A 24349-nucleotide genomic window follows, 5' to 3' on the forward strand; every position below is an offset into this window, starting at 1 on the left:
GGAGTTTGGTACACTAAGTTTGTGTTAATTTGAATAATAACAAAACCCGATTTCGTATTTTTGCATCAAAATAACACTATGTCCGATTTTCTAAAAAAATACCGTCTCTTTTTTGGAGTTTTTATTGTGCTTTCAGCAATCATATTAACTTTATTTTACTCGGCTTTAAAGCCAAAAAAAACACTGCTTATTTACAATCCAGCAGATGTAAACCCAGAATTAGTGGATAGCACCGTGCAATACATCAGTAAATACCACACGATTGCTGATTTTTCATTTACCAATCAAAACGGGAAAACCATCACCCAGAAAGATTACGAAGGCAAAATATATGTTGCTGATTTTTTCTTTACTACTTGTGGTTCTATTTGTCCAAAAATGACAACCAATCTATCCGATATTCAAAAAGCGTTCGCCAATAATCCAAAAGTGAAATTACTGTCTTTTACCGTTTTTCCAGAGACTGATAGTGTTCCCGTTTTGAAGGCTTATGCCAAAAAAAATCAGGTAAATGATGCCAAATGGAATTTAGTAACTGGAGACAAAAAGGAAATTTACACGCTGGCCAGAAAATCCTACTTGGCTGTCAAGTTGGGCAAGCCAAGTGAATTATACGATATGGTGCATACCGAAAATTTTGTTTTGGTCGATACCAAAAAAAGAGTTCGTGGTTTTTATGACGGGACTAACAAAGACGATATCAAGCGACTTATCGAAGACATTACTTTTTTAAGTACAAATTAGAAACTTGAAATGACTTTTAAGTCTCTTACAATCTGATTGAAAATCGCAGCTGAACAAACAATTAACCATTCTTAAAATTCATCCAAAAAGAATCAAAAATTATCAATTATGATTTTTTTTAGGGGATTAATATGTATTTTTGCAATCTTAATTCAATCTAAATAAGACTTGCAAACAACGATACATTCTCTAAAAAAAGGTGAAAAGGCCATTATCAAAGATTTTGATATTGATATTGTTCCGTTGAAATTACTAGAAATGGGTTGTTTGCCTGGAAATAGAGTCGAACTCCTTCAAGTTGCTCCCTTTGGCGATCCTTTATACCTTAACATTAATGGCTCACACGTTGCAATACGAGTAGAAACTGCTCGTGAGATCGAAGTTGAAATTTTAAAAACCAATATATAATGACCAATCAAAACATCAATGTTGCTTTAATTGGGAATCCTAACACGGGCAAAACCTCAGTTTTTAATCAATTGACAGGATTGAATCAGCAAGTGGGGAATTATCCCGGAATTACGGTTGAAAAAAAGATTGGATTTTGCAAATTACCCAATAATGCCAAAGCTAATATTCTGGACTTACCCGGAACATACAGCTTAAATGCCAGCTCGATTGATGAAAATGTAGTTATTGAATTGCTACTTAACAAAAATGACAAGTTATACCCAGACGTTGCGCTTGTTGTTACAGATGTAGAAAACTTAAAACGAAACTTACTGCTTTTTACGCAAATAAAAGACCTTGAAATTCCCACTATATTAGTCATCAATATGGCTGATAGAATGAAATTTAAGGGAATTACCTTAGACATTCCATACCTTGAAGAGCATTTAAAAACAAAAATTGCACTAATCAGTTCTAGGAAAGGTTTTGGAATCGATGAATTAAAAAAACTGATTGTCAGTTACAAAACCATTTCAAGCGAACCTTGTTTGAATGCATCTGTGATTGATCCAGATTATTTTAACGGATTGCGCAAAGCGTTTCCCAACCAGTTGTTGTATAAATTATGGTTGGTCATCACGCAAGATGTTAACTTCCTAAATTTAGATCGAAATGAAATTCGCAACTCGTTTACAAAATCGCATTCCGATTTAAAACGATTGCAACAAAAAGAGACCATCAAACGCTATCAGTTTATCAATGATGTGCTCAAAGTAGGATTGAATATAGACACCACAATAGCTAAAGATTACCGCAGCAAACTGGATCGCGTTCTTACTCATAAAGTATGGGGATACGTCATTTTCTTTTTGATATTATTTATCATTTTCCAATCCATATTTGAATGGTCTAAAATTCCGATGGACTTTATCGATGCGTCTTTTGCCTCATTAAGCACATTGGCTGCCGAAAACCTGCCTGCTGGCGTACTGACCAACTTGATCTCTCAGGGAATCATTCCTGGAATTGGTGGAATTTTGATCTTTATTCCGCAAATCGCTTTCTTATTTATGTTTATTTCCATTCTAGAAGAAAGTGGCTATATGAGCCGAGTGGTTTTCTTGATGGATAAAATCATGCGAAAATTTGGTTTATCGGGCAAAAGTGTGGTGCCGCTTATTTCTGGAACTGCCTGTGCTATTCCTGCTATAATGGCCACAAGAAACATCGAAAACTGGAAGGAACGACTGATAACAATTTTAGTAACTCCGTTCACGACTTGTTCCGCTCGACTGCCTGTTTACGCAATTATTATTGCACTTGTTATTCCTGACGAACGCTTGTTTGGTTTTCTAAACATGCAAGGAATGACATTAATGTTGTTGTACTTATTGGGCTTTGGTATGGCAATTTTCTCAGCATATATTTTGAATAAAATTCTAAAAATAAAAGGAAAAACATATTTTGTTGTCGAAATGCCCAATTATAAATTGCCGCTTTTCAAGAACGTTGGCATCAATGTTATCGAAAAAACCAAAGCTTTTATTTTTGGTGCGGGTAAAATTATTCTCGCTATATCAATAGTTCTATGGTTTTTAGCTTCTTACGGACCCGGAGAAAAATTCAATAACGCAGAAAAAATTATCACTGAAAAAACAATAAACAATCCGTTGCCACAATCCGAATTTGAAAATGCTGTCGCTTCACAAAAACTAGAAAACTCCTATATCGGAATCATGGGAAAAGCCATCGAACCTGCTATTTCTCCGTTGGGTTACGACTGGAAAATAGGAATTGCCATTATTAGTTCGTTTGCTGCGAGAGAAGTTTTTGTGGGAACCTTAGCTACCATTTACAGCGTAGGTGGAAGCGATAACGAAGTAACTATTAAGAATAAAATGGCAGCCGAAATTAATCCCGTAACAGGAGAGAAAATATTCAATTTTGCCTCTGGAATTTCGTTGTTGTTGTTTTATGCTTTTGCCATGCAATGCGCCAGTACTTTAGCGGTAACTAAAAAAGAAACCAATTCTTGGAAATGGCCTGTAGGACAATTGATCTTCATGTCCGGCTTTGCCTATGTAGTCGCGTTAATCACCTATCAAATGCTAAAATAGCGGACCTCAACACCTTGCAACTAAAATAAACAAACGTTAATTCTTAAAAATTTTTTATTTTTAATTTGTCTAAATAACATTAGTGTATTACTTTTGCGCCGTAGAATCAATCTAAATAAAAATGAAAAATAATTTACTTGCCGCAACTTTACTACTTACATCCATTATTTTTGCACAAGAAAAGGAACTAACGCAAGCCCAAAAAGACAGTATTAAAAGTCGAAATGAGGCAGCGGTCACTCTTAAAAATGTTGTTGTAACACCAATACAACAAAGTCCAGAAAGACAACCTGAAATAAAAGGAACTGTTCTTTTTTCGGGTAAAAAAAATGAAGTTTTAAAATTATCCAGCATCACTGCCAATTTAACTACGAATAATGCTCGCGAAGTATTTTCAAGAGTTCCGGGAGTTACAGTTTGGGAAAATGACGGATCTGGAATTCAAATTAATATTGGAGTTCGCGGATTAAGTCCTAACAGAAGCTGGGAATTAAACACCAGACAAAACGGGTATGATATTTCATCTGACGTTTTTGGCTATCCTGAAGCGTATTACAATCCGCCATTAGAAGCTGTTGAAACAATTGAACTTGTTCGTGGAGGCGCATCTTTACAATTTGGCCCACAGTTTGGAGGGATGGTAAATTATGTACTAAAACGTGAAGACAAAAAAGCATTCACATTTGAAACGCAAAATACGGTAGGGAGCTACAACTTAATGAGCAGCTACAATGCCATTGGAGGAAAAATCAATAAATTTACATACTATGCCTACAATCACTCTAGAAGCGCTGATGGATGGAGAGATAACAGCAAGTACAAAGTAAGAAACTCGCACGTATTCTTAGAATATGCTTTCACAGAAAACACTAAGTTGTCTGCTGAATACACCAATATGGATTACGCCATGCAACAATCAGGCGGTTTGACTGACGATCAGTTTAAAGCTAATGCAAGACAATCGTTTCGCGAGAGAAACTGGTTGGGAACGCCATGGAATTTAGTAGCATTGAACTTTGATACTAAAATCAGTGAACGTTTACGTTCAAACACCAAAGTTTTTGGATTGTTAGGGGAAAGAAATAGTGTTGGTTTTGTTAAAACTCCTAATAATGCAGATGCTATTATTACTGCAACTAATGATTACGAAAACAGGAGAGTAGACCGAGATTTTTATAAAAACTATGGTATTGAAAACAGAAATATTTATCAATATAACATCGGGAAAACTCAAAATAATGTAGCTTTTGGTGCTCGTTATTATACTGCTGAAACACAAAGACAGCAACAAGGTAAAGGCACAACAAGATCTGATTTCGATTTATCAATTGAAGGTAAATACCAGAGAGACCTTACTTTCACCACTGAGAACATCGCATTATTCGTTGAAAATCAATTTAAAATAACTCCAAAATTTAGTGTAACGCCTGGAGTTCGATATGAATATATTTCCTCAAACGGAAGCGGAAGATTTGGTGTAAAAGATGGCGCAGACGTACCTTTTGAAAACAAAACCATTACGCGCAACCAACCGTTATTTGGAATTGGAATGGAATATAAAATGGGAACCACAAATGTATACGCCAATATAACGCAAGCCTACAGGCCTGTATTGTTCTCTGATATTACTCCACCAGCAGTTACTGTTGTAATTGATCCAAACTTAAAAGACGCTAGCGGATACAATGCTGATTTAGGATATAGAGGAACATTTAAAAACTACTTGAACTTTGATTTTAGCTTATTTTATCTTAGTTACAACAACAGGATTGGTGATATCAGTCAATTTAGAAATGACGATCCAAGTGAAGTTACCTTTATTTACAGAACCAATTTAGGCGAGACCGTTAATAAAGGAATAGAAGGTTTTGTTAATCTAAATGTAACCCGTTTATTTGATGTTGATGCTTTGTATGGTAATGTAGACGTTTTTGCAACGGTAAGTTTCATTGACTCAAGATATACCGATTTCAAATTTAATTCACCATCAGGAACAAAACCAGACATAAAAATTACAGAAAATAATTTAGCTGGAAAACGAGTTGAAAACGCACCGCGATACATTCATAATTTTGGTATCAGCTGGAGCAAAAACCAATTTTCTACGACATTACAATACAAAACATCAGGAAAAATTTATACCGATGCCAATAATACAACTACACCATCAGCAACCGGAGTAATAGGTTTGTTAGAAGGGTATACTGTAATGGATTTATCAGCTGAATATAAATTCCTAAAAAATTACAATCTTAGATCTGGAATTAATAACCTAACTGATGAAACCTACGCAACTAGAAGAGCTGGAGGTTACCCAGGTCCAGGTATTTTACCAGGCGAAGGAAGAACATTCTTTATATCTGTTGGAGCAAAATTCTAACGATGTAACGAACTCATCTTATAACAAAATAGGATAAAAGCAATTTACAAGAAATACAGGTAAAAATTGTATTTCCTTTAACTCAAAGAAGCAACCTTAATCGGTTGCTTTTTGTTATTTTTACAGTATGGATTTTCAAGAAATTTTAGCTTTTAGTGCCCTTGCCATAGCATTGGGTTTTCTCATTAAAAAATTCTTTTTTAAAAAGAAAAAATCTGATGGGGATTGCGGTAATGGAGATTGTGGTTGTAGTTAATTCTATTTCAAATACGAAACTTTAATAAAGTATTTTTTCTTATCGATTGGCTCATCTTTACTCGGGTAAGGCAAAACTTGAACACTTTTTAGATTTTTTTGATTGTCAGGCAAATATTTACAAAACCATAATTTATTCTCTTCTTGATTTTTCGTCGAAAAAACCATGGTATTATCCTCCACTAATTTTGAATCTTTATATACCGAAAGTAATACTGTAACTTCTCCTGCCCAGATGCAGTTTAGTCCCTCAGGACATCGAGAATCCGATACAACTTCTTTTAAAACTAAAGTAAATCCCTTTTTCTTGAAACACTTTTTTTGAGTAATTTTTGCAATAGAAACTTTCTCTGCGGCTATTTGTGAAAAACTAAATGTACAAAACAATAAAAATGATAACAATACTATATTTTTCATAACCAACTATTTTAAATGATTCACTCAAAGATAGGCCAAATATACTATGTTACCTTCACAAAAAGATTACTGGCAATTTTATTCGAAATGGACAAATCCCGCATATCAACTTGAATTTTCAATGACAAATCGAAACTTTCCTTTCCTATGATTTCAATTTTAGAACCCAAGGCGATGCCTTGTTTGTCTAAGTATTTTAAAAATTCGGATGAAGTGTCTTTAACGCCAACACAAATTCCTGCTTGGTTTTCGTGCAATTCAGAGAGCAATTGCTTTTCGATTTTAACAATTTGACCGTTTGCATCCGGAATAGGATCTCCATGCGGATCTTCGGTAGGATTTCCCAGAAAATCATCCAGTTTGTTGATGAGTTTTTCTGATTTGATATGTTCCAGTTGTTCTGCAATATCATGAACCTCATCCCAAGAAAAATCAAGCTTATCAACTAAAAAAACTTCCCAAAGACGGTGCTTTCTAACAATCATTTTTGCCGCTATTTTACCGTGATCTGTCAAGGAAACGCCTTGGTATTTTTTATAATTCACTAAGTCTTTTTCGGCTAATTTCTTGAGCATATCAGTCACTGACGAAGCTTTGGTTTCCATTTTTTCGGCAATCGCATTCGTACTTATTTCTGAATCTGAAATAATAGTAAGATGGTATATGGTTTTAAGATAGTTCTCTTCTGAAAATGTCATTTGATTTGAGATTGATGAATAGTGTTTTTGATTCCAAATGTCCTAGCCCTGATAGAAGCGGTATCCTTTTCCTGCTTTTTTAAGCAGGAAAAGATATAGCGAATAGCAGGAAATAGCTCCTGATACTGAAACAGATTCAGCACAGGAATTTAATTTTTAACAATCAGTAACGGAATAGAAATTTTGTGGCGCAGTTTGTTTACCGTAGTTCCAAAAATCAAATCCTTGAATCCAGTGTGACCGTGCGTTCCCATTACTAAAATATCAAACTTTCCAGCATTAATAAGTTCTGGAATTACTCGATTTGGTTTTCCAAAACCTAACTTCGTTTCCACTTGAAAGCCTTTTTCGGTCAATATTACTTTGTATTCTTCTAATAATTTTTCGTCAATCAGCGTTTCATGGTCATCGATATTTTCCCCGTAAATCATAGCTCCTACGGTTTCTACCACGTGAATCAAGGTGTATTTTGCTTCTATTCCGCCCAGTTCAAAAGCATTATTTAAAGCTACTTCGTCTGCACTAGAAAAATCAACTGCAACAGCAATATTCTTTTTTGTATAACTTCCCGATTTAGAAAATTGCAGTTTTAAACTATGCGGCGAATGATTTTGTATGTCTATTTTAGCTTTGGCAATAAAAGGTTTGAAAACGATGTACAGCAACAAAATCAAAAAACCAAAAGCCAAAGGAACCACCGTTAACCATAACAATAGTGGATTTTCGGAGGTTTCTAGCCAGCCTGTTATTTCGTCAAAAACCAATTTAGCGTTTAATGAAACAATAATTGTTGCAATAATCCAAGAAGCGATTTGCGTCGCTTTTCCAATATGAAATCCTTTCATTTTAGATTTATCGCTTACAAAATGAATCAACGGAATAATGGCAAAACCCAGTTGCAAACTCAAGATAACCTGACTCAAAATCAATAATTTTCCTGTAACACTTTCCCCATAAATAGTAATTACAATAACTGCAGGAACAATGGCAATTAATCTTGTGATGATTCGTCTAACCCATGGCTGAATGCGTAAATTAAGATAGCCTTCCATTACAATTTGTCCGGCAAGAGTTCCCGTAATTGTAGAACTTTGTCCCGCAGCAATCAAGGCTACCGCAAATAGTATGGGAGCCAGTTTACTTCCTAAAAGCGGCTCTAAAAAACGATGTGCATCCTGAATCTCGGCCACTTCAAACATTCCGTTTCTATAAAATGTGGCTGCAGCCAAAATTAAAATCGCTGCATTCACTAGAAAAGCTAAATTTAATGCAATGGTAGAATCGATGAAATTGTATTTCAAAGCCTGCTTGATTCCAGCCGTAGTTCTTTCGAATTTTCTGGTTTGTACCAAAGAGGAATGTAAGTATAAGTTGTGGGGCATAACCGTAGCTCCAATAATTCCAATAGCAATGTACAATGCCGCTTCATTAGGCATCGAAGGAATTAATCCAAACAATACTTTATCCAGTTCTGGTTGAGCAAATATCATTTCGAATATAAAGGAAAAGCCAATGATAGCAACCAATACAATGATAAAAGCTTCCATTTTTCGGATGCCTTTATTGATTAAGAACAATAACAAAAAAGTATCTAAAACCGTAATTAGCACCCCTTCAATCAGCGGAATGTCAAACAATAAATTGATACCGATTGCCATACCTAAAACCTCGGCAAGATCACAGGCTGCGATGGCAATTTCGGCAAGAAAATACAATATATAATTGATAAATGGCGAATAGGTTTCTCTTGACGCTTGCGCCAAGTCACGTTGTGTAACAATTCCAAGTCGGGCGCTCAAGCTTTGCAACAACAAAGCCATAATGTTACTCATCAATAAAACCCAAAGCAAGGCATACCCAAACTGGCTTCCGCCTGCAATGTCTGTTGCCCAGTTTCCGGGATCCATATAACCAACGCTAATTAAATAAGCTGGGCCAAAAAAAGCAAGGATTTTTCGGAATACTGATTTCTTATTTAATGTAGAAACGGATTGATTTACTTCTTCTAAAGATTTAGTCATGACAAAAAAGGTTTGTTCAAATATACTATAAATAGTGTTTGCAAAATATATTTTTTAGTCTTGTCTAAATACTTGATTTAGGAACATGAAGGACAAAAGCCACTAATGGTAAAATTTACTTCCTTAATCTGATAATTTGCTGGTAAAATAAAGGTAGGCTCCACATTATCTAAGCAGGTTAACAAATTGCATTTCAGGCAACTAAAATGGATATGATTGTGCGTGTGAACTGCATGATCCTTCTTATGATGACACGTTGCATATTTTATAGTACCGTCTAAGTTTACAATTTTGTGTACGAGATCATCTGTAACCAAACGATCTAAAATCCTGTAAATGGTCACTCGGTCACAAATATTATCGCTCAGTGTTTGAATTTCGCTATGAGAAAGCGCCACTTCTGCATTTTTAAGTACGTCTAGAATAGCCGTTTTAGCTACTGTATTGCGTGATGTTTTCATATTTCAAAAAAAATTAAACGCAACTATATTGCATTAACGAAATTAATTATATATTTGCAACAGAATTGCATTAAGCAAATATACAAGAAATGAAGAAAACAACCTTATTTAACATGGATATTTTAGGGATATCATCTGCAAGTTTGTGTCTTATTCATTGTTTGCTTTTGCCTTTACTAACTGTTTTACCTATAGGTTTAACCCACAATCCTTATATCGATTTATTATTTGCATGCGTCGGTCTATGGGCTGTACAAAATAGTATTAAAAACGCTAAACTATTGGTAATGTTATTACTAATAATTTCTAGTACATTAATCTTGTTGAGCGTACTTATTGAAATTTTTCTAGACATTCATACTAATATACTACTAGTTGATGGCGCAGGAATGATCCTAGGACATTTGATAAACTACAGTAATCATAAAAACACGCACAAATGAGAAAATTACCCGTAACCGTATTATCAGGCTTTCTTGGAGCAGGAAAAACAACATTGTTGAATCATATCCTGCACAATAAAGAAGGTTTAAAGGTAGCCGTAATTGTAAATGATATGAGCGAGGTTAACATTGATGCCAATTTGATAATAGCCGAAAACACATTGTCACGTACAGAAGAGCGACTAGTCGAAATGAGTAACGGATGTATTTGCTGCACACTTCGAGAAGATTTAATGATTGAGGTTGAAAAACTAGCTAAAGAAAATCGCTTTGACTACCTATTAATTGAAAGCTCAGGAATTAGTGAGCCTATTCCCGTAGCGCAAACATTTTCATTTGTTAATGAAGAGGAAAACATTGATCTTTCTCAGTTTAGTTTTATTGATACGATGGTCACCGTAGTCGATGCCTTTAACTTTTTTAAAGATTTTGGCTCAGCCCAAACTTTACAAGAGAGGAAAGCATCGGATATTGATAACGATACTCGAACAATTGTAAACCTTCTGGTGGATCAAGTAGAGTTTGCCAATGTTATTATATTGAACAAAACCGACTTGGTGACTCTAAAAGAATTGGAAATCTTGAAAGCTTCAATCCAAAAATTGAATCCTGTGGCAACAATAATCACTTCGGTTTTAGGAGAAGTACCAACAAGCGCAATTCTAAACACTGGATTATTCAATTATGAAGAAGCAGAATCATCAGCTGGTTGGATACAAGAACTTGAAGGAATTCATACGCCTGAAACCGAAGAATATGGAATTTCATCTTTTGTTTTCAGAGATGAACGCCCTTTTCATCCTCAACGTTTTTGGCACTACCTAACCGTCGATTTTCCGCAGAACGTTTTAAGAAGTAAAGGACTTTGCTGGATTGCGTCCAGACCCGAACAAGCCATCAACTGGAGTCAAGCGGGCGGATCTATGAAAGCAGAAAGTGCTGGTGTATGGTGGGCGAGCATGCCACTAAGCGAGCGCATGACTTTTAGCAATTTCGTGGAATACCAAGACATTATTGAAGAACGATGGACTGCTAATTTTGGCGACCGTCTAAACGAAATCGTATTTATAGGCATTGACATAAATGAAATTGAAATTCGGAAACAACTCGAAAAATGCCTTTGCAATGCCAATGAAATTATAGATCTGCAAGACGGATGTTTCCCACGCAAAGATGATTTTCCTATCCCTAGCACATATCAAATTAATACTGAAAAAATACTAGTAAACTAGTTATAAATCCCGATCGTTTTGGTTAATTATTGGGTGCTAATGCGGTTCATTGTCATGATGAACCGCTTTTTTTATTTATATATCAGTAAATATTTTTATTATATCAAATATAATTTTTAGCTTTGTCTAAATTTAAATTAAGTACAGTGAAAAAAACATTCGTGTTGTTTATAATCTTACTAGTCCATTTTGGCTACAGCCAAGAAAAAACAAGCCTATCCGGAATAATTTCATCTGATAAAAAACGGGTTGCAGAAGCTCGTGTTTTTTTAATTGGAACAAAATACGCCACCCAAACAGATAGTTTAGGAAAGTATAGTATCGATAATATTGATGATGGAAATTATAAAATACAAATTATAGCAGTAGGTTTTCAAAGTTTAAAGAAGAGCATAACGGTCAAAAATAATGAAAACAACATTCTGGATTTTGAACTTTCAAGTACAGAAAACCAACTTAACGAAGTCGTTGTTTCGGGAACATTAAAAGCAGTAAAACGATTAGAAAGTGCGGTTCCAGTAGAAGTGTATTCTCCAGTATTTTTCAAGAAAAACCCAACAGCTAGCATTTATGAAGCCTTACAAAACGTAAATGGCGTACGACCGCAACTGAATTGTGGCGTTTGTAATACGGGTGACATCCATATTAATGGTTTGGAAGGCCCATATACTTTGGTTTTAATCGACGGAATGCCCATCGTGAGCAGTTTATCTACAGTGTACGGATTATCTGGAATTCCAAATTCACTAGTAGAACGAATTGAAATCGTAAAAGGTCCCGCTTCCTCTTTGTACGGCAGCGAAGCCGTGGGCGGTTTGATCAATATTATTACCAAAAATCCAACAAATGCTCCCCTATTCTCTGCTGATGTGTTTTCTACTTCTTGGTTGGAAACTAATCTTGATTTAGGCGTAAAACTCAATGTTGGCAAGAAAGCCACGGCACTTTTAGGTTTAAATTATTTCAGATACAATCAAAAAATTGATAACGACGGAGATAACTTTACTGATGTTACTCTTTCTGACCGAATTTCCCTTTTTCAAAAATGGACTTTCGACAGAAAAGAAAATCGCTTGTTCACCATTGCCGCGCGTGGCGTTTATGAAGATCGTTTTGGTGGCGATGTGCGTTGGGAGAAAAAACATCGTGGCGGTGACGAAATCTATGGCGAAAGCATTTATACCAAACGAGCAGAATTAATAGGAAGTTACCAATTGCCGTTTCAGGAAAAACTGATGCTGTCTTTTTCAGGAAACGTACATTTTCAGGACAGCCGATACGGCACAACAAGTTATATTGCGAATCAAAAAATTGGTTTTCTACAATTGACTTGGGACAAAAAAATAGGAAATCATGACTTCCTTACCGGAATTGCCACACGATACAATTATTACGATGACAATACGCCGGCAACTTCAAAACTAGGAACCAATAATCCGGAGAAAACGTGGTTACCGGGAATTTTTATTCAAGACGAAATTACATTCACCGAAAAACAAAAGCTATTACTGGGAATGCGTTATGATTACAACTCAATTCACGGAAGCATTATAACGCCAAGAATCGCTTACAAATGGAAATTGAACGACAATAATATCATTCGTTTGAATGCTGGAACGGGTTTTAGAGTGGTGAATTTATTTACCGAAGATCATGCAGCGTTGACTGGCGCACGTGAAATAGTAATCGCTAATAACCTGAAACCAGAACAATCTATTAATGCCAATTTGAATTTCATCAAGAAAATAAATTTCGAAAACGGCACCTTTATTGGCATTGAAACTTCGTTTTTTCATACGCGATTCAGCAATAAAATTGTATCGGATTACGATACAAATCCCAACCAAATTATCTATAACAACATCAATGGCTACGCGATAAGTCAAGGAATCAGTACGAATATTGATTTTAATTTTCCAAATGGTCTAAAGATTATTACAGGTGCTTCTTTGTTAGACAATAAAAACCTGGAAAACGGCAAAAAAGAAACACCATTTCTAACCGAAAAATTTACGGCAACTTGGAGTGTTTCGTATAAAATTCAAGCTATCGATTTGAATATTGACTACACCAGCAATGTGTACAGCCCGATGCAATTACCACTTTTAAGCGCTTTAGATCCTCGTGCTCCAGAATCGCCTTGGTACAGTTTGCAAAACATTCAATTTACGTATTCTGGCTTGCAACACTTTGAATTTTATGCCGGAATTAAAAACCTGTTGAACTTTTTGCCTAAACAAAATAACCCCTTTTTAATTGCAAGAACCAATGATCCTTTTGATAAAAATGTGATTTATGATACGAACGGTCAAGTACTGGCAACGCCCGAAAACCCGTATGGATTAACATTTGATACGACGTATGTCTATGGACCGAACCAAGGAATCAGAAGCTTTTTTGGACTGCGTTATAATTTAAAATAATGAATAAAAATCTCTTATTAGTGTTGTTATTATGCTTTGCGATTCATCCAGGATTTGCGCAGTTGCAGTCTATTTCATTCGAAGAAATCGACAGTTTACAACGTATCGAAAAGAGAAAAACGATTGTTTTCATTCAAACTGATTGGTGCCAATTTTGCCAAGCGATGAAAAACACCACTTTCAAAAACGAAGAAATTATCGAAGAACTCAACAACGCTTTCTATTTTATTGATTTCAATGCCGAAGAAAAGCGAACTATTATTTTCAATAAAACCACTTTTCAATTCAAACCCACGGGAAATACTTCTGGAACACATGAACTGGCCATTGCACTAGGAACAATAAATAAGCAATTGCACTTTCCTGTTTTGTGCGTTTTGAATAGTGAAAACGAGATTATTTTTCAGCATAGCGGCTACTTAAAACCAAAAGAATTTAAGCTGATTTTAGCCAAACTAAAAGAATAAAATTGTTTATTTTTGGGGAAATGTCAAATTCCCAAATGAAACACTACGATTATATTTTTACCGGCGCAGGATTATCGGCTTTAATGACGGTTTACAAAATGGTGCAATCAGGATCTTTTACGGATAAAAGTATTTTGTTATTAGATGAAAATACTAAAAAAACCAACGACAGAACTTGGTGTTTCTGGAAAACCAACGATTCACTTTGGGAACAATCTATTTCCAAAAAATGGGATTCGGCTTTGTTTGCCAACGAAAACTTTCGCAGGGATTTAGACTTGCAACCATATCAATACAATATGGTGAAAGGACTTGATTTTTACAACCAAGTATTCGATTTGCTTTCGAAACAAGAAAACATCACTTTCATCAATGAGAAAGTACTGGAAATCGAAGAATCCGAAACTATAATTTTGGTACAAACGGAAAGCGAAACCTTTTCGTGCTCCAAATTATTCAATAGTATTTACCACAAACAAAAAACGGAAAACCAAACTAAATATCCTGTTTTGCAACAGCATTTTATAGGTTGGTTTATCAAAAGTGAGCAAGCTGTATTCAATATTGAGCAAGCCACGTTTATGGATTTTTCGGTAGAACAAAAAGGAAATACCCGTTTTATGTACGTGTTGCCTACCTCAAAAACGGAAGCATTACTAGAATACACCTTGTTTTCGCATCAGCATTTAAAAAAAGAAGAGTACGAAAACGAAATTCAGCAATACATTCAAAAATTGGGGATTACGAACTATGAAATCGTCGAAAAAGAGCAAGGCAGCATCCCGATGACGTGTTATCCTTTTTGGAAAGCGAATACTAAAAACGTGATCAACATTGGTACTTCTGGCGGTTGGACCAAAGCGAGTACGGGTTACACTTTCAAAAATTCTGATAAAAAATCAAGTGAATTGGTTGCCTTTCTACAAAGAGAAACCGACTTCACTAAATTTCATAAAAAGACCAAATTCTGGTTTTATGATTTGCTATTATTAGACATTTTAGATCGAAAAAACGAACTGGGTTCCCACATTTTTTCTTCGATATTCAAAAAAGGAAATCCTATGGTTATTTTTAAATTTCTAGACGAGGAAACCGTTTTTATTGAAGACATGCAAGTTATTTTAAAATGTCCGAAAATGTTGTTTATCAAAGCCATTTTTAACGTGGCGGCCAAAGCCCTAAAATAACAATCAAACTATAACAAAACTTTATAATTGAACACTTATTCTTGATTGTAAACTTTGTAACTTTGCAGAACAGAATTAATTTTGATTTAAAATAAAAAGATATGTATCCAGAAGAAATGGTAAAACCAATGCAAGCCGAATTAACGACTGCAGGTTTTCAAGATTTACATAGTGCTGAAGCAGTAGAAAACGCAATGAAACTAGAAGGAACAACGCTTGTTGTTGTAAATTCGGTTTGTGGTTGTGCTGCTAGAAACGCACGCCCAGGAGCAAAAATGAGTTTAGATGGCGCTAAAAAACCAGACCATTTAATCACTGTTTTTGCAGGAGTTGACAAAGATGCAGTTGATGCTGCAAGACAACACATGTTCCCTTTTCCTCCATCATCGCCAAGTATGGCTTTGTTCAAAAACGGAGAATTAGTGCACATGTTAGAGCGTCACCACATTGAAGGTCGCCCAGCAGAACTAATTGCTGAAAACTTGAAAGACGCTTTCAACGAGTATTGCTAATACCTGATAAAGTATAGATTTTAAAACCACGTTTCGGCGTGGTTTTTTTATTTGGAGCTACTTCCAGCTATTCGTTTCAATCTTTTTATAGCTTCCAGCCTTTTGAAGGCTGGAAGCTATAAAAAGGATTTCCACTGCTATCTGGGCTAGAAGATATTTTGTGCGAAAAAGATGTGTATATTTGAAAGTTGTTGCCAATAAAAAGAAATTTATACCTTTAAATCCTATGAAACAATATTTTACATTAATTTTTTTGCTCTCCCTAGCATCTTGTAATTCTATAGCAAAAGATACATCCCAGAAAATAAGTCTTAAGAATTATGCAGAAGAAGCCATGAAGGATTCGTTAATTGGAGCTAGCCCAATAGTAGTCATCTCAAAAGTATCGGTCAAATTCTATTCAAAATTAGATCCAAATCATTATGTATTCTCAAAACTAAACAGAAAAGGTTTAGTCATTATTCCAAAAAATTCAGATGTGATTGAAGAAATTTTAGGAGCCGAAAGCAAATTAAATGGAGTAATCGTCTTTATGGAAGCACACGAAGTAAAACCAGATTTTAATAAATTACGATATGTGCTAAATGGAAAAGAAATTGGAAAATCTGTATCAGATACGATTAACATGAAAAACATAAAAAGTTTTGTAGTAATTAAAAAACGAAACACCAATCAATGTGTTGCTTTTTTAAGTACTAGATACTAAAATAATACTTTGGAATTTAGCTAAAAAAACGACTACCATTCTTAATGAGAATTAATAATTTAAAGAAAACAATAAACAACTAATCATAAGTACAATCAAAATGTTAGTTTGAGCTTGAAATCAAAAAGAGAACATTAGGATAAAATCAAAATATTTCAACGTCTGAACAATTAGAGATTGCTCTGTCAATTCACTAACGCTCGGGTCTTCGTTCCTCAGCATGAAAAACTAAACCTAGGATAATCAACCCAAAATTGTCACTCTGACAAAGGAAGAATCTCTATTAATTTTAAAGCTTCCAGCCTTTTGAAGGCTGGAAGCTTCAAAAAGGATTTCTCCCGAAGATTCGGGACTATCTAGGCTAGAAGATATACCTAAAAAGCAAGCCCGTCAAATAATTTGTATATATTTGATTTAAATAACTGACAGTATTCTATTTCAACAAATACAAAACCTTAATAAACACGAATGAAACTTAGCGAAATTGTACAAAGAACGCTCCCATTTGGCTACTTATTCTTAGTCGTTCTTGGAATAATCAAAGAAAGCATCTATTATTATCAAGTAGGAATAAACATCTTAAAATATTCCAATATCATGGATGTATTAATTAGCCCAATTGCTGACTTAACTTCGACACCTATTATTCTTTTCGGCTTTACTATTTTAATTCTTATCTTATCCTTAGCTAGTTTACTTATTTCAAAAAACTTTAATAAGGATTGGTTAAAGAAAAAATTAGTTCTACAAAACCGCTATCAGATATTACCGAAAAAGATGTAAGTGCTCATTTTGGCAAATATTTTATCTCCATGTTTGCGTTTTGTCTGTTATGCTTTTTTTTAGGATTAGGACTAGGAAGCGGAAGCAAAGTTGCGAGTAAAATTTCTAAAAATGAATTGAAGTATGATTACGAAATAACTTTTGGTGATGATCAAACAAAAGAAATTTATTTAATTGGCTCAAACAGTTCTTACTATTTTTATGTAGAAAAAGGAAATAAAAATGTAAAAATAGCTCCGGTAGGCGCAATCAAATCAGTGGAGATAACTAATAATAAAGTGCTGCATTAAAGGATTCATTAAAGTTGCTCACCAATCAGAGATTGCTCCGCCAGTTCGCTAGCGCTCGCGTCTTCGTTTTTCAGAATGCCAAAATAATTGCAAAACACCTCCTATTACCAAAACTCCCCTAGCCCAGATTGGAGCGGTATCCTCTTGTTGTAGCGATAGCGAAAACAAGAGATATAGCGGAAAGCTGGAAATAGCTCCTAAAAAAACAAACCATTAAGACATTAAGGAAAATTAAGCACCCGTTGTTAATGATTGCGAACCTTAGTTCCTGTAATACTTTGCGCCTCTGAACCTTTTTGCCTACTTTTGCAAAAATTATATTTCTCACTTAAACTGTTTATAGCATGCAACTGTACAACACCTTAAGCGCAGAGGAAAGAGCCGTCATGATTGATGATGCCGGAAAACAAAGACTCACTTTGTCGTTCTATGCTTATGCGCAAATTCAAGATCCCACTCAATTTCGTAATGACTTGTTCCGTGCTTGGGATCCTTTAGTAGTTCTAGGCCGAATTTATGTCGCCAAAGAGGGTATCAATGCGCAATTATCATTGCCTGCCGATAATTTTTATGCCTTCAAGGACACGCTTGAGAAATATGATTTTATGAAAGGGATGCGTTTAAATATTGCCGTGGAGCATGACGATCACTCGTTTTTGAAACTAACTATTAAGGTGCGTGACAAAATTGTTGCCGACGGTTTGAACGATGAAACCTTTGATGTGACCAACATAGGTGTACACCTAAAAGCGAAGGAATTCAACGAAATTCTAGACGATCCCAACACGATTGTAGTCGATTTTAGAAACCATTATGAGAGTGAAATTGGCTATTTTAAAGGCGCCATCACTCCTGATGTAGATACGTTTAGGGAATCCTTGCCTATTATCAACGAGCAATTAAAAGACTTTAAGGAAGACAAAAACCTTGTCATGTATTGTACGGGAGGAATTCGTTGCGAAAAAGCATCGGCTTACTTTAAACACCAAGGTTTTAAAAATGTTTTTCAGCTGGAAGGCGGTATTATTAATTACGCCAAACAAATAAAAGAAGAAAATCTAGAAAGCAAATTTATAGGTAAAAACTTTGTTTTTGATCACCGCTTGGGCGAACGAATTACTGACGATGTTGTTTCGCAATGCCATCAATGCGGCACCGCTTGTGATGTGCATACGAATTGCGTGAACGAAGGTTGTCATTTGCTTTTTATTCAGTGTGATGCTTGCAAAGAAAAAATGTACGGCTGCTGTTCTACAGAATGTGCTACCATTATTCACTTGCCCGAAGAAGAGCAAAAAGCCATTCGCAGAGGGATTAAAAACGGAAATAAGATTTTCAAAAAAGGGAAATCTGACAAGCTACTTTTCAAAAATAATGCAGATCCTTTGGCAGCTATTCCCGACTTAACTGAGCTTGCAAAACGCAAACCTGTTGCAAAAAAAGCGGTGAAAATTAAAAAAGAATACCTTGGTAAAGGCGCTCACTTTTTCCCGAAGTCAAATGTTGGACAGTTTTTAATTGAAGAAAATGAGTTAACAATTGGCGATACTGTATTGATAAAAGGGAGCACTACCGGAGAACAAATTTTAAAAATCGAGAAAATGATGGTCAATGACACCGCGCAACAAAAAGCCGTTGCTGGCGATACGTGCACGTTTCAACTCCCATTCCGAATTCGATTATCCGATAAATTATACCGTGTTTTAGAGTAAATCTGAAACGCTACATGAACAATTACCAACCCATTACAATTTAAATTGTAATGGGTTTTTTTGTATAAATTTATGAATTATTGCTCTAAATTGGCGTTGTTCCATAAAATTAAAAAATACTATCTTTACACATTAAACGTTTTAAGAACTTAAGTTGTGCTCGTCACAACACTACATATAAGATTATGGCATGTACAAGTTGTTCAACTTCTGATGGTGGCGCACCAAAGGGTTGTAAAAATAATGGGACTTGCGGCACCGATAGCTGCAATAAATTAACGGTTTTTGATTGGCTTTCGAATATGAGTTTGCCCAATGGCGACGCCCCTTTTGATTGTGTTGAAGTACGTTTCAAAAACGGCCGAAAAGAATTTTACCGCAATACCGAGAAATTAACCTTAAGTATGGGCGACATCGTTGCTACGGTAGCTTCACCTGGTCATGACATTGGAATTGTAACACTTACAGGAGAATTGGTTCGCATCCAAATGAAGAAAAAAGGAGCCAATCCTTTGAGCAATGAAATTCCTAAAATTTATAGAAAAGCTTCTCAAAAAGACATTGACATTTGGTCTACTGCTCGCGATAAAGAAGAGCCTATGAAGGTTCGTGCACGAGAACTGGCGATTGCTCAAAAACTGGAAATGAAAATTTCGGATATCGAATTTCAAGGAGATGGATCTAAGGCTACTTTTTACTACACCGCAAATGATCGAATTGACTTTAGAGCTTTAATAAAAGATTTTGCTAAAGAATTCAGCACTCGTATTGAGATGAAACAGGTTGGTTTCCGTCAGGAAGCAGCTCGTTTGGGTGGAATAGGTTCTTGCGGAAGAGAATTGTGTTGTTCTACTTGGCTGACTGATTTTAGAAGTGTAAATACCTCAGCTGCACGTTACCAACAACTGTCCTTGAATCCACAAAAACTAGCGGGACAATGCGGTAAATTAAAATGCTGCTTGAACTATGAACTAGACACCTACATGGATGCCTTAAAGCATTTCCCAGATTTCGAAACTAAGTTAGTTACTGAAAAAGGAGATGCCATTTGCCAAAAACAAGACATCTTTAAAGGCTTGATGTGGTTTGCATACACGAATAATTTTGCCAATTGGCATGTGTTGAAAATTGAACAAGTACAAGAAATTGTTGCCGAAAATAAACTTAAGAACAAAGTTTCTTCATTGGAGGATTATGCTATTGAGATTGTTGTTGAGCCTGAGAAAAACTTCAACAATGCCATGGGTCAAGAAAGTTTAACGCGATTTGACCAACCTAAACCAAAGAAAAAACAGCATAAAAAACGCAAAGCTGGTGGGGAAAATGTGATTGTAGCCAATAGCAGTAAACCTGTCAATAAAAACAATAATAATCGTCAGCAACAAGGTGATAAAAAACCTGCAGAGCCAAGAAAACCAATAATTATTACCAAAAATGTGGATAAAAAATAGCGCTTTACTCCTTTTAGTGATCATTATCTTTTCTTCATGTGACAAGAAAAGAGTTTTTGATGAATACAAATCGGTAGGTAGTGCGTGGCACAAAGACAGTATTGTTACCTTCAATTTACCAGAATTGGACTCTACAAAACGCTATGATTTGTTTATTAATGTTAGAGACAATAACGATTATCAATTCAACAATTTGTTTTTAATTGTGGCGTTGGAATTACCAAATGGATTTACAAAAGTAGATACACTTGAATACCAAATGGCAGAGCCAGACGGCACATTATTAGGCAATGGTTTTTCAGACTTAAAAGAAAGTAAACTTTTTTACAAGGAAAATGTACGATTCAGGTCGAAATACAAAGTCTACATCAAGCAAGCGGTTCGTGAAAACGGTAAGGTTCTCGGAGTAAAAGCATTAGACGGTATTACAGAAGTAGGTTTTAGAATAGAAAAAAAAGAATAAAATAGTATTATGGCTATCAAAAAAAATAACAATCAGGCGCAAAACAGCGATAAGAACATTGCTTACTATCAAAAGAAATTTTGGAAAATTTTTTTCTATGGAATGGGTGCTGTTGGTTTGTTTTTCTTATTCGCTTCATGGGGACTTTTTGGTTCGATGCCTTCTTTTGAAGATCTAGAAAATCCAGACTCTAACCTTGCAACCGAAATCATTTCGGCAGATGGTGTGGTTTTAGGAAAGTATTTCGAAAAAAACAGGTCTCAATTGCGTTATGCTGATTTACCAAAAAATTTAGTACAAGCACTAATTGCTACCGAAGATGCTCGTTTTTATGAGCATTCTGGTATTGATGGTAGAGGAACCTTGAGAGCCATTTCCAGTTTAGGAACCAGCGGTGGAGCGAGTACATTGACTCAGCAATTAGCCAAACAACTTTTTCACGGAGAAGGATCTAAATTCCTGCCTTTTAGAATTGTGCAAAAAATAAAAGAGTGGATTATCGCTATTCGATTAGAAAGACAATATACAAAAAATGAAATCATCGCCATGTACTGCAACGTATATGATTTTGGAAACAATTCTGTTGGGGTAAGTTCCGCAGCAAAAACGTATTTTTCTAAAGAACCTAAGGATTTAACCATTAGCGAATCGGCAATATTAGTAGGGATGTTTAAGAATTCTGGTTTATACAATCCGATACGAAACCCAGAAGGTGTGACAAACCGCAGAAATGTGGTGCTTTCGCAAATGGCAAAAGGAAAAATCATCACCAAAGAGGAAAAAGAAAAACTACAAAGTTTACCGATTAAATTAAATTTCAAATTAGAAACCCACAAAGACGGAACGGCTACGTATTTTAGAGAATACCTGCGTGATTACATGAAAAAGTGGGCTGAAGAAAATAAAAAACCAGATGGATCAGATTATGACATCTACAAAGATGGTCTAAAAATCTACACTACTATTGATTCCAGAATGCAATTGCATGCTGAGGCAGCAGTTTCTGCACACATGGCCAACCTACAAGAAGAATTTTTCAATCAATCAAAGGATAATAAAAACGCTCCATTTGTCAACATTTCCTCTGTAGAAACTCAAAAGATTCTAAATCAAGCTATGAAATCATCAAACCGATGGGCTGTGATGAAATCATTAGATAAAAGCGAAGAAGAAATTATAAAATCGTTCAGCGAAAAAACAAAAATGACTGTATTTTCTTGGAAAGGAGAAAAAGATACCATCATGACCCCATTAGACTCCATTAGGTATTACAAGCACTTTTTACAATCGGGATTGATGGCAATGGAACCACAAACCGGTGAAATAAAGGCTTGGGTAGGTGGTATCAATTACAAATATTTTCAATACGACCACGTAGGTCAAGGTGCAAGACAAGTAGGATCTACCTTTAAACCTTTTGTATACGCAACCGCAATTGAACAATTGAACATGTCTCCGTGTGACTCTATTGTTGATGGTCCGTTTATGATTCGTAAAGGACGTCATAATGTAACCGAAGATTGGGAACCTAAAAACTCCGATAATAAATACCGAGGCATGGTTACTCTGAAAAGGGGTTTAGCCAATTCTATAAATACAATTTCGGCTAAATTAATTGATAAAGTAGGACCTGAAGCCGTAATTGATTTAACTCATAAATTAGGAGTGAAATCCGAAATTGTAAATCAACCTTCTATTGCGCTTGGAGCTGTCGAAATAACCGTAGAAGATATGGTTGCCGCGTACAGCACATTTGCAAATCAAGGTGTTTATATGAAACCCCAATTTATATCAAAAATTGAAGATAAAAGTGGCGTGATCATTTACGAACCCATTCCTGAATCGCACGATGTTTTAAACAAAGACATCGCTTATGCAGTCATCAAATTACTGGAAGGTGTAACCGAAGGTGGTTCTGGCGACCGTTTGCGCACCACTGGTGGTGGTAATGGCGACAACCGCTGGACTGGATATCCCTATTCCTTTAGAAATCCAATTGCAGGAAAAACAGGAACCACACAAAACCAATCTGATGGTTGGTTCATGGGAATGGTTCCTAATCTTGTAACTGGAGTTTGGGTAGGTTGCGAGGACCGTTCTGCCCGTTTCAAGAGCATTACCTACGGACAAGGAGCTACTGCAGCACTACCAGTTTGGGGATATTTCATGAAATTATGTTACGAAGATCCTGCTCTAAAAGTATCCAAAGAACCATTTGAAAGACCTTCTAATCTATCTATAAAAGTAGATTGTTACGTTCCTAAAAAAGTTGTAGATACTACCGCTGTAGAACAAGATACAGAGGAGTTTGAACTATAAAAGTCATTGTAAGGAACGAAGCAATCGCATCTCGAAAGTAACAAATGGATTGCTTCGTTCCTAGCAAAGAAAAGATTTTCACTCCATCTGGACTAGAGTTTTCTACTACTGTAAACGAACGATACTCCTAAGAATATTTAAAAAATTATAATTACATCAATAGCACCTTATTTTTATGATTAACAAAAAAGTAAATAACGTTCAAGATGCCCTTCAAGGAATTGAAAACGATATGACTATCATGCTTGGCGGTTTCGGATTATGTGGTATTCCAGAAAATTCTATCGCCGAATTAGTAAAAAAAGAAACGACAAATTTAACCTGTATTTCAAATAACGCAGGAGTTGATGATTTTGGCCTAGGCTTGCTTTTGCAAAAACGTCAAATTAAAAAGATGATTTCATCTTATGTTGGAGAAAATGCCGAATTTGAACGCCAAATGCTATCTGGAGAACTCGAAGTTGATCTTATTCCACAAGGGACTTTAGCAGAACGCTGCCGCGCAGCACAGGCTGGAATTCCTGCTTTTTTTACACCAGCCGGTTATGGAACTGAAGTAGCCGAAGGTAAAGAAGTTCGTGAATTTAATGGGAAAATGCATATTATGGAACACGCTTTTCAAGCTGATTTTGCGATTGTAAAAGCATGGAAAGGGGACAAAGCCGGAAATCTAGTTTTCAAAGGAACGGCTAGAAACTTCAATCCATGTATGGCTGGAGCAGCAAAAATCACCATTGCAGAAGTTGAAGAACTATTGCCCGCTGGGAGTTTAGATCCAAATGAAATTCATATTCCAGGAATACTTGTAAATAGAATTTTTCAAGGCGAGAAATACGAGAAAAGAATTGAACAACTTACAGTAAGAAAAATTTTCTAAT

Annotated in this window: 22 protein-coding genes; 18 read left to right on the plus strand and 4 right to left on the minus strand. The window is 35.5% G+C overall.

Annotated features, from left to right (window positions below):
• The first annotated feature begins 78 nt into the window (after positions 1-78).
• The 5 genes from ACNQGB_RS09105 to ACNQGB_RS09125 all read left to right on the plus strand — a co-directional run bounded on the left by ACNQGB_RS09105 (position 79) and on the right by ACNQGB_RS09125 (position 5887).
• On the plus strand, positions 79-744 hold the full coding sequence (locus ACNQGB_RS09105; protein ID WP_417945299.1) for an SCO family protein: 666 nt from the start codon (positions 79-81) through the stop codon (positions 742-744).
• Positions 745-912: 168 nt separating this feature from the next.
• Positions 913-1152 (plus strand): FeoA family protein, encoded by a 240-nt coding sequence (locus ACNQGB_RS09110; RefSeq protein WP_417945297.1) that lies wholly within the window; start codon positions 913-915, stop codon positions 1150-1152.
• On the plus strand, positions 1152-3251 hold the full coding sequence (gene feoB, locus ACNQGB_RS09115) for a ferrous iron transport protein B (protein WP_417945295.1): 2100 nt from the start codon (positions 1152-1154) through the stop codon (positions 3249-3251). Before ACNQGB_RS09110 ends, feoB begins: the two co-directional genes overlap by 1 nt.
• A 121-nt stretch (positions 3252-3372) precedes the next feature.
• Positions 3373-5631, plus strand: a complete 2259-nt coding sequence (locus ACNQGB_RS09120; RefSeq protein WP_417945293.1) for a TonB-dependent receptor family protein — start codon at positions 3373-3375, stop codon at positions 5629-5631.
• 127 nt (positions 5632-5758) lie between these two features.
• Positions 5759-5887 carry a FeoB-associated Cys-rich membrane protein gene (locus tag ACNQGB_RS09125; protein WP_472777100.1) on the plus strand — a complete coding sequence of 43 codons (129 nt, stop codon included), beginning with the start codon at positions 5759-5761 and terminating at the stop codon, positions 5885-5887.
• A 2-nt stretch (positions 5888-5889) separates the two neighbouring features.
• Here the strand turns inward: ACNQGB_RS09125 and ACNQGB_RS09130 are convergent, their stop codons facing one another.
• From ACNQGB_RS09130 to ACNQGB_RS09145, 4 genes are all read right to left on the minus strand, one after another.
• Positions 5890-6303, minus strand: coding sequence for a hypothetical protein (locus ACNQGB_RS09130; protein WP_417945291.1), 414 nt, complete (start codon positions 6301-6303; stop codon positions 5890-5892).
• 44 nt (positions 6304-6347) lie between these two features.
• Positions 6348-7001 carry a metal-dependent transcriptional regulator gene (locus tag ACNQGB_RS09135; RefSeq protein WP_417945289.1) on the minus strand — a complete coding sequence of 218 codons (654 nt, stop codon included), beginning with the start codon at positions 6999-7001 and terminating at the stop codon, positions 6348-6350.
• Between the two features lie 149 nt (positions 7002-7150).
• Positions 7151-9022 carry an Nramp family divalent metal transporter gene (locus tag ACNQGB_RS09140; protein ID WP_417945287.1) on the minus strand — a complete coding sequence of 624 codons (1872 nt, stop codon included), beginning with the start codon at positions 9020-9022 and terminating at the stop codon, positions 7151-7153.
• Positions 9023-9099: 77 nt separating this feature from the next.
• Positions 9100-9483: a Fur family transcriptional regulator gene (locus ACNQGB_RS09145; protein ID WP_309759629.1), complete on the minus strand. Its 384-nt coding sequence runs from the start codon at positions 9481-9483 to the stop codon at positions 9100-9102.
• An 89-nt stretch (positions 9484-9572) separates the two neighbouring features.
• Here ACNQGB_RS09145 and ACNQGB_RS09150 point away from each other — a divergent pair, with 89 nt between their 5' ends.
• From ACNQGB_RS09150 to ACNQGB_RS09210, 13 genes are all read left to right on the plus strand, one after another.
• Positions 9573-9926, plus strand: a complete 354-nt coding sequence (locus ACNQGB_RS09150; protein ID WP_417945285.1) for a MerC family mercury resistance protein — start codon at positions 9573-9575, stop codon at positions 9924-9926.
• Positions 9923-11158, plus strand: a complete 1236-nt coding sequence (locus ACNQGB_RS09155) for a GTP-binding protein (RefSeq protein ID WP_417945283.1) — start codon at positions 9923-9925, stop codon at positions 11156-11158. The genes ACNQGB_RS09150 and ACNQGB_RS09155 overlap by 4 nt, the downstream gene beginning before the upstream one ends.
• Before the next feature lie 146 nt (positions 11159-11304).
• A complete protein-coding gene (locus ACNQGB_RS09160; protein ID WP_417945281.1) occupies positions 11305-13581 on the plus strand; it encodes a TonB-dependent receptor in 2277 nt (758 codons plus the stop codon).
• The gene (locus ACNQGB_RS09165; RefSeq protein WP_417945280.1) at positions 13581-14048 is read left to right on the plus strand and encodes a thioredoxin family protein; all 468 of its coding nucleotides are present in this window, start codon (positions 13581-13583) and stop codon (positions 14046-14048) included. Before ACNQGB_RS09160 ends, ACNQGB_RS09165 begins: the two co-directional genes overlap by 1 nt.
• A 35-nt stretch (positions 14049-14083) precedes the next feature.
• A complete protein-coding gene (locus ACNQGB_RS09170; protein ID WP_417945278.1) occupies positions 14084-15235 on the plus strand; it encodes a lycopene cyclase family protein in 1152 nt (383 codons plus the stop codon).
• 101 nt (positions 15236-15336) lie between these two features.
• On the plus strand, positions 15337-15747 hold the full coding sequence (locus ACNQGB_RS09175) for a BrxA/BrxB family bacilliredoxin (RefSeq protein ID WP_131907898.1): 411 nt from the start codon (positions 15337-15339) through the stop codon (positions 15745-15747).
• A 226-nt stretch (positions 15748-15973) separates the two neighbouring features.
• Complete coding sequence (locus ACNQGB_RS09180) at positions 15974-16453, plus strand: hypothetical protein (RefSeq protein WP_417945275.1); 480 nt, start codon at positions 15974-15976, stop codon at positions 16451-16453.
• A 722-nt stretch (positions 16454-17175) separates the two neighbouring features.
• On the plus strand, positions 17176-17526 hold the full coding sequence (locus ACNQGB_RS09185; protein ID WP_417945274.1) for a hypothetical protein: 351 nt from the start codon (positions 17176-17178) through the stop codon (positions 17524-17526).
• Positions 17527-17870: 344 nt separating this feature from the next.
• Positions 17871-19238 carry an oxygen-dependent tRNA uridine(34) hydroxylase TrhO gene (gene trhO, locus ACNQGB_RS09190; RefSeq protein ID WP_417945272.1) on the plus strand — a complete coding sequence of 456 codons (1368 nt, stop codon included), beginning with the start codon at positions 17871-17873 and terminating at the stop codon, positions 19236-19238.
• Positions 19239-19423: 185 nt separating this feature from the next.
• On the plus strand, positions 19424-20689 hold the full coding sequence (locus tag ACNQGB_RS09195; protein WP_417945270.1) for a PSP1 domain-containing protein: 1266 nt from the start codon (positions 19424-19426) through the stop codon (positions 20687-20689).
• A complete protein-coding gene (locus ACNQGB_RS09200) occupies positions 20673-21152 on the plus strand; it encodes a gliding motility lipoprotein GldH (protein ID WP_417945268.1) in 480 nt (159 codons plus the stop codon). Before ACNQGB_RS09195 ends, ACNQGB_RS09200 begins: the two co-directional genes overlap by 17 nt.
• A 9-nt stretch (positions 21153-21161) precedes the next feature.
• Positions 21162-23471, plus strand: coding sequence for a penicillin-binding protein 1A (locus ACNQGB_RS09205; protein ID WP_417945266.1), 2310 nt, complete (start codon positions 21162-21164; stop codon positions 23469-23471).
• 175 nt (positions 23472-23646) lie between these two features.
• On the plus strand, positions 23647-24348 hold the full coding sequence (locus ACNQGB_RS09210) for a CoA transferase subunit A (RefSeq protein WP_417945264.1): 702 nt from the start codon (positions 23647-23649) through the stop codon (positions 24346-24348).
• Position 24349 lies beyond the last annotated feature (1 nt).

This window comes from Flavobacterium frigidum (assembly GCF_048286795.2).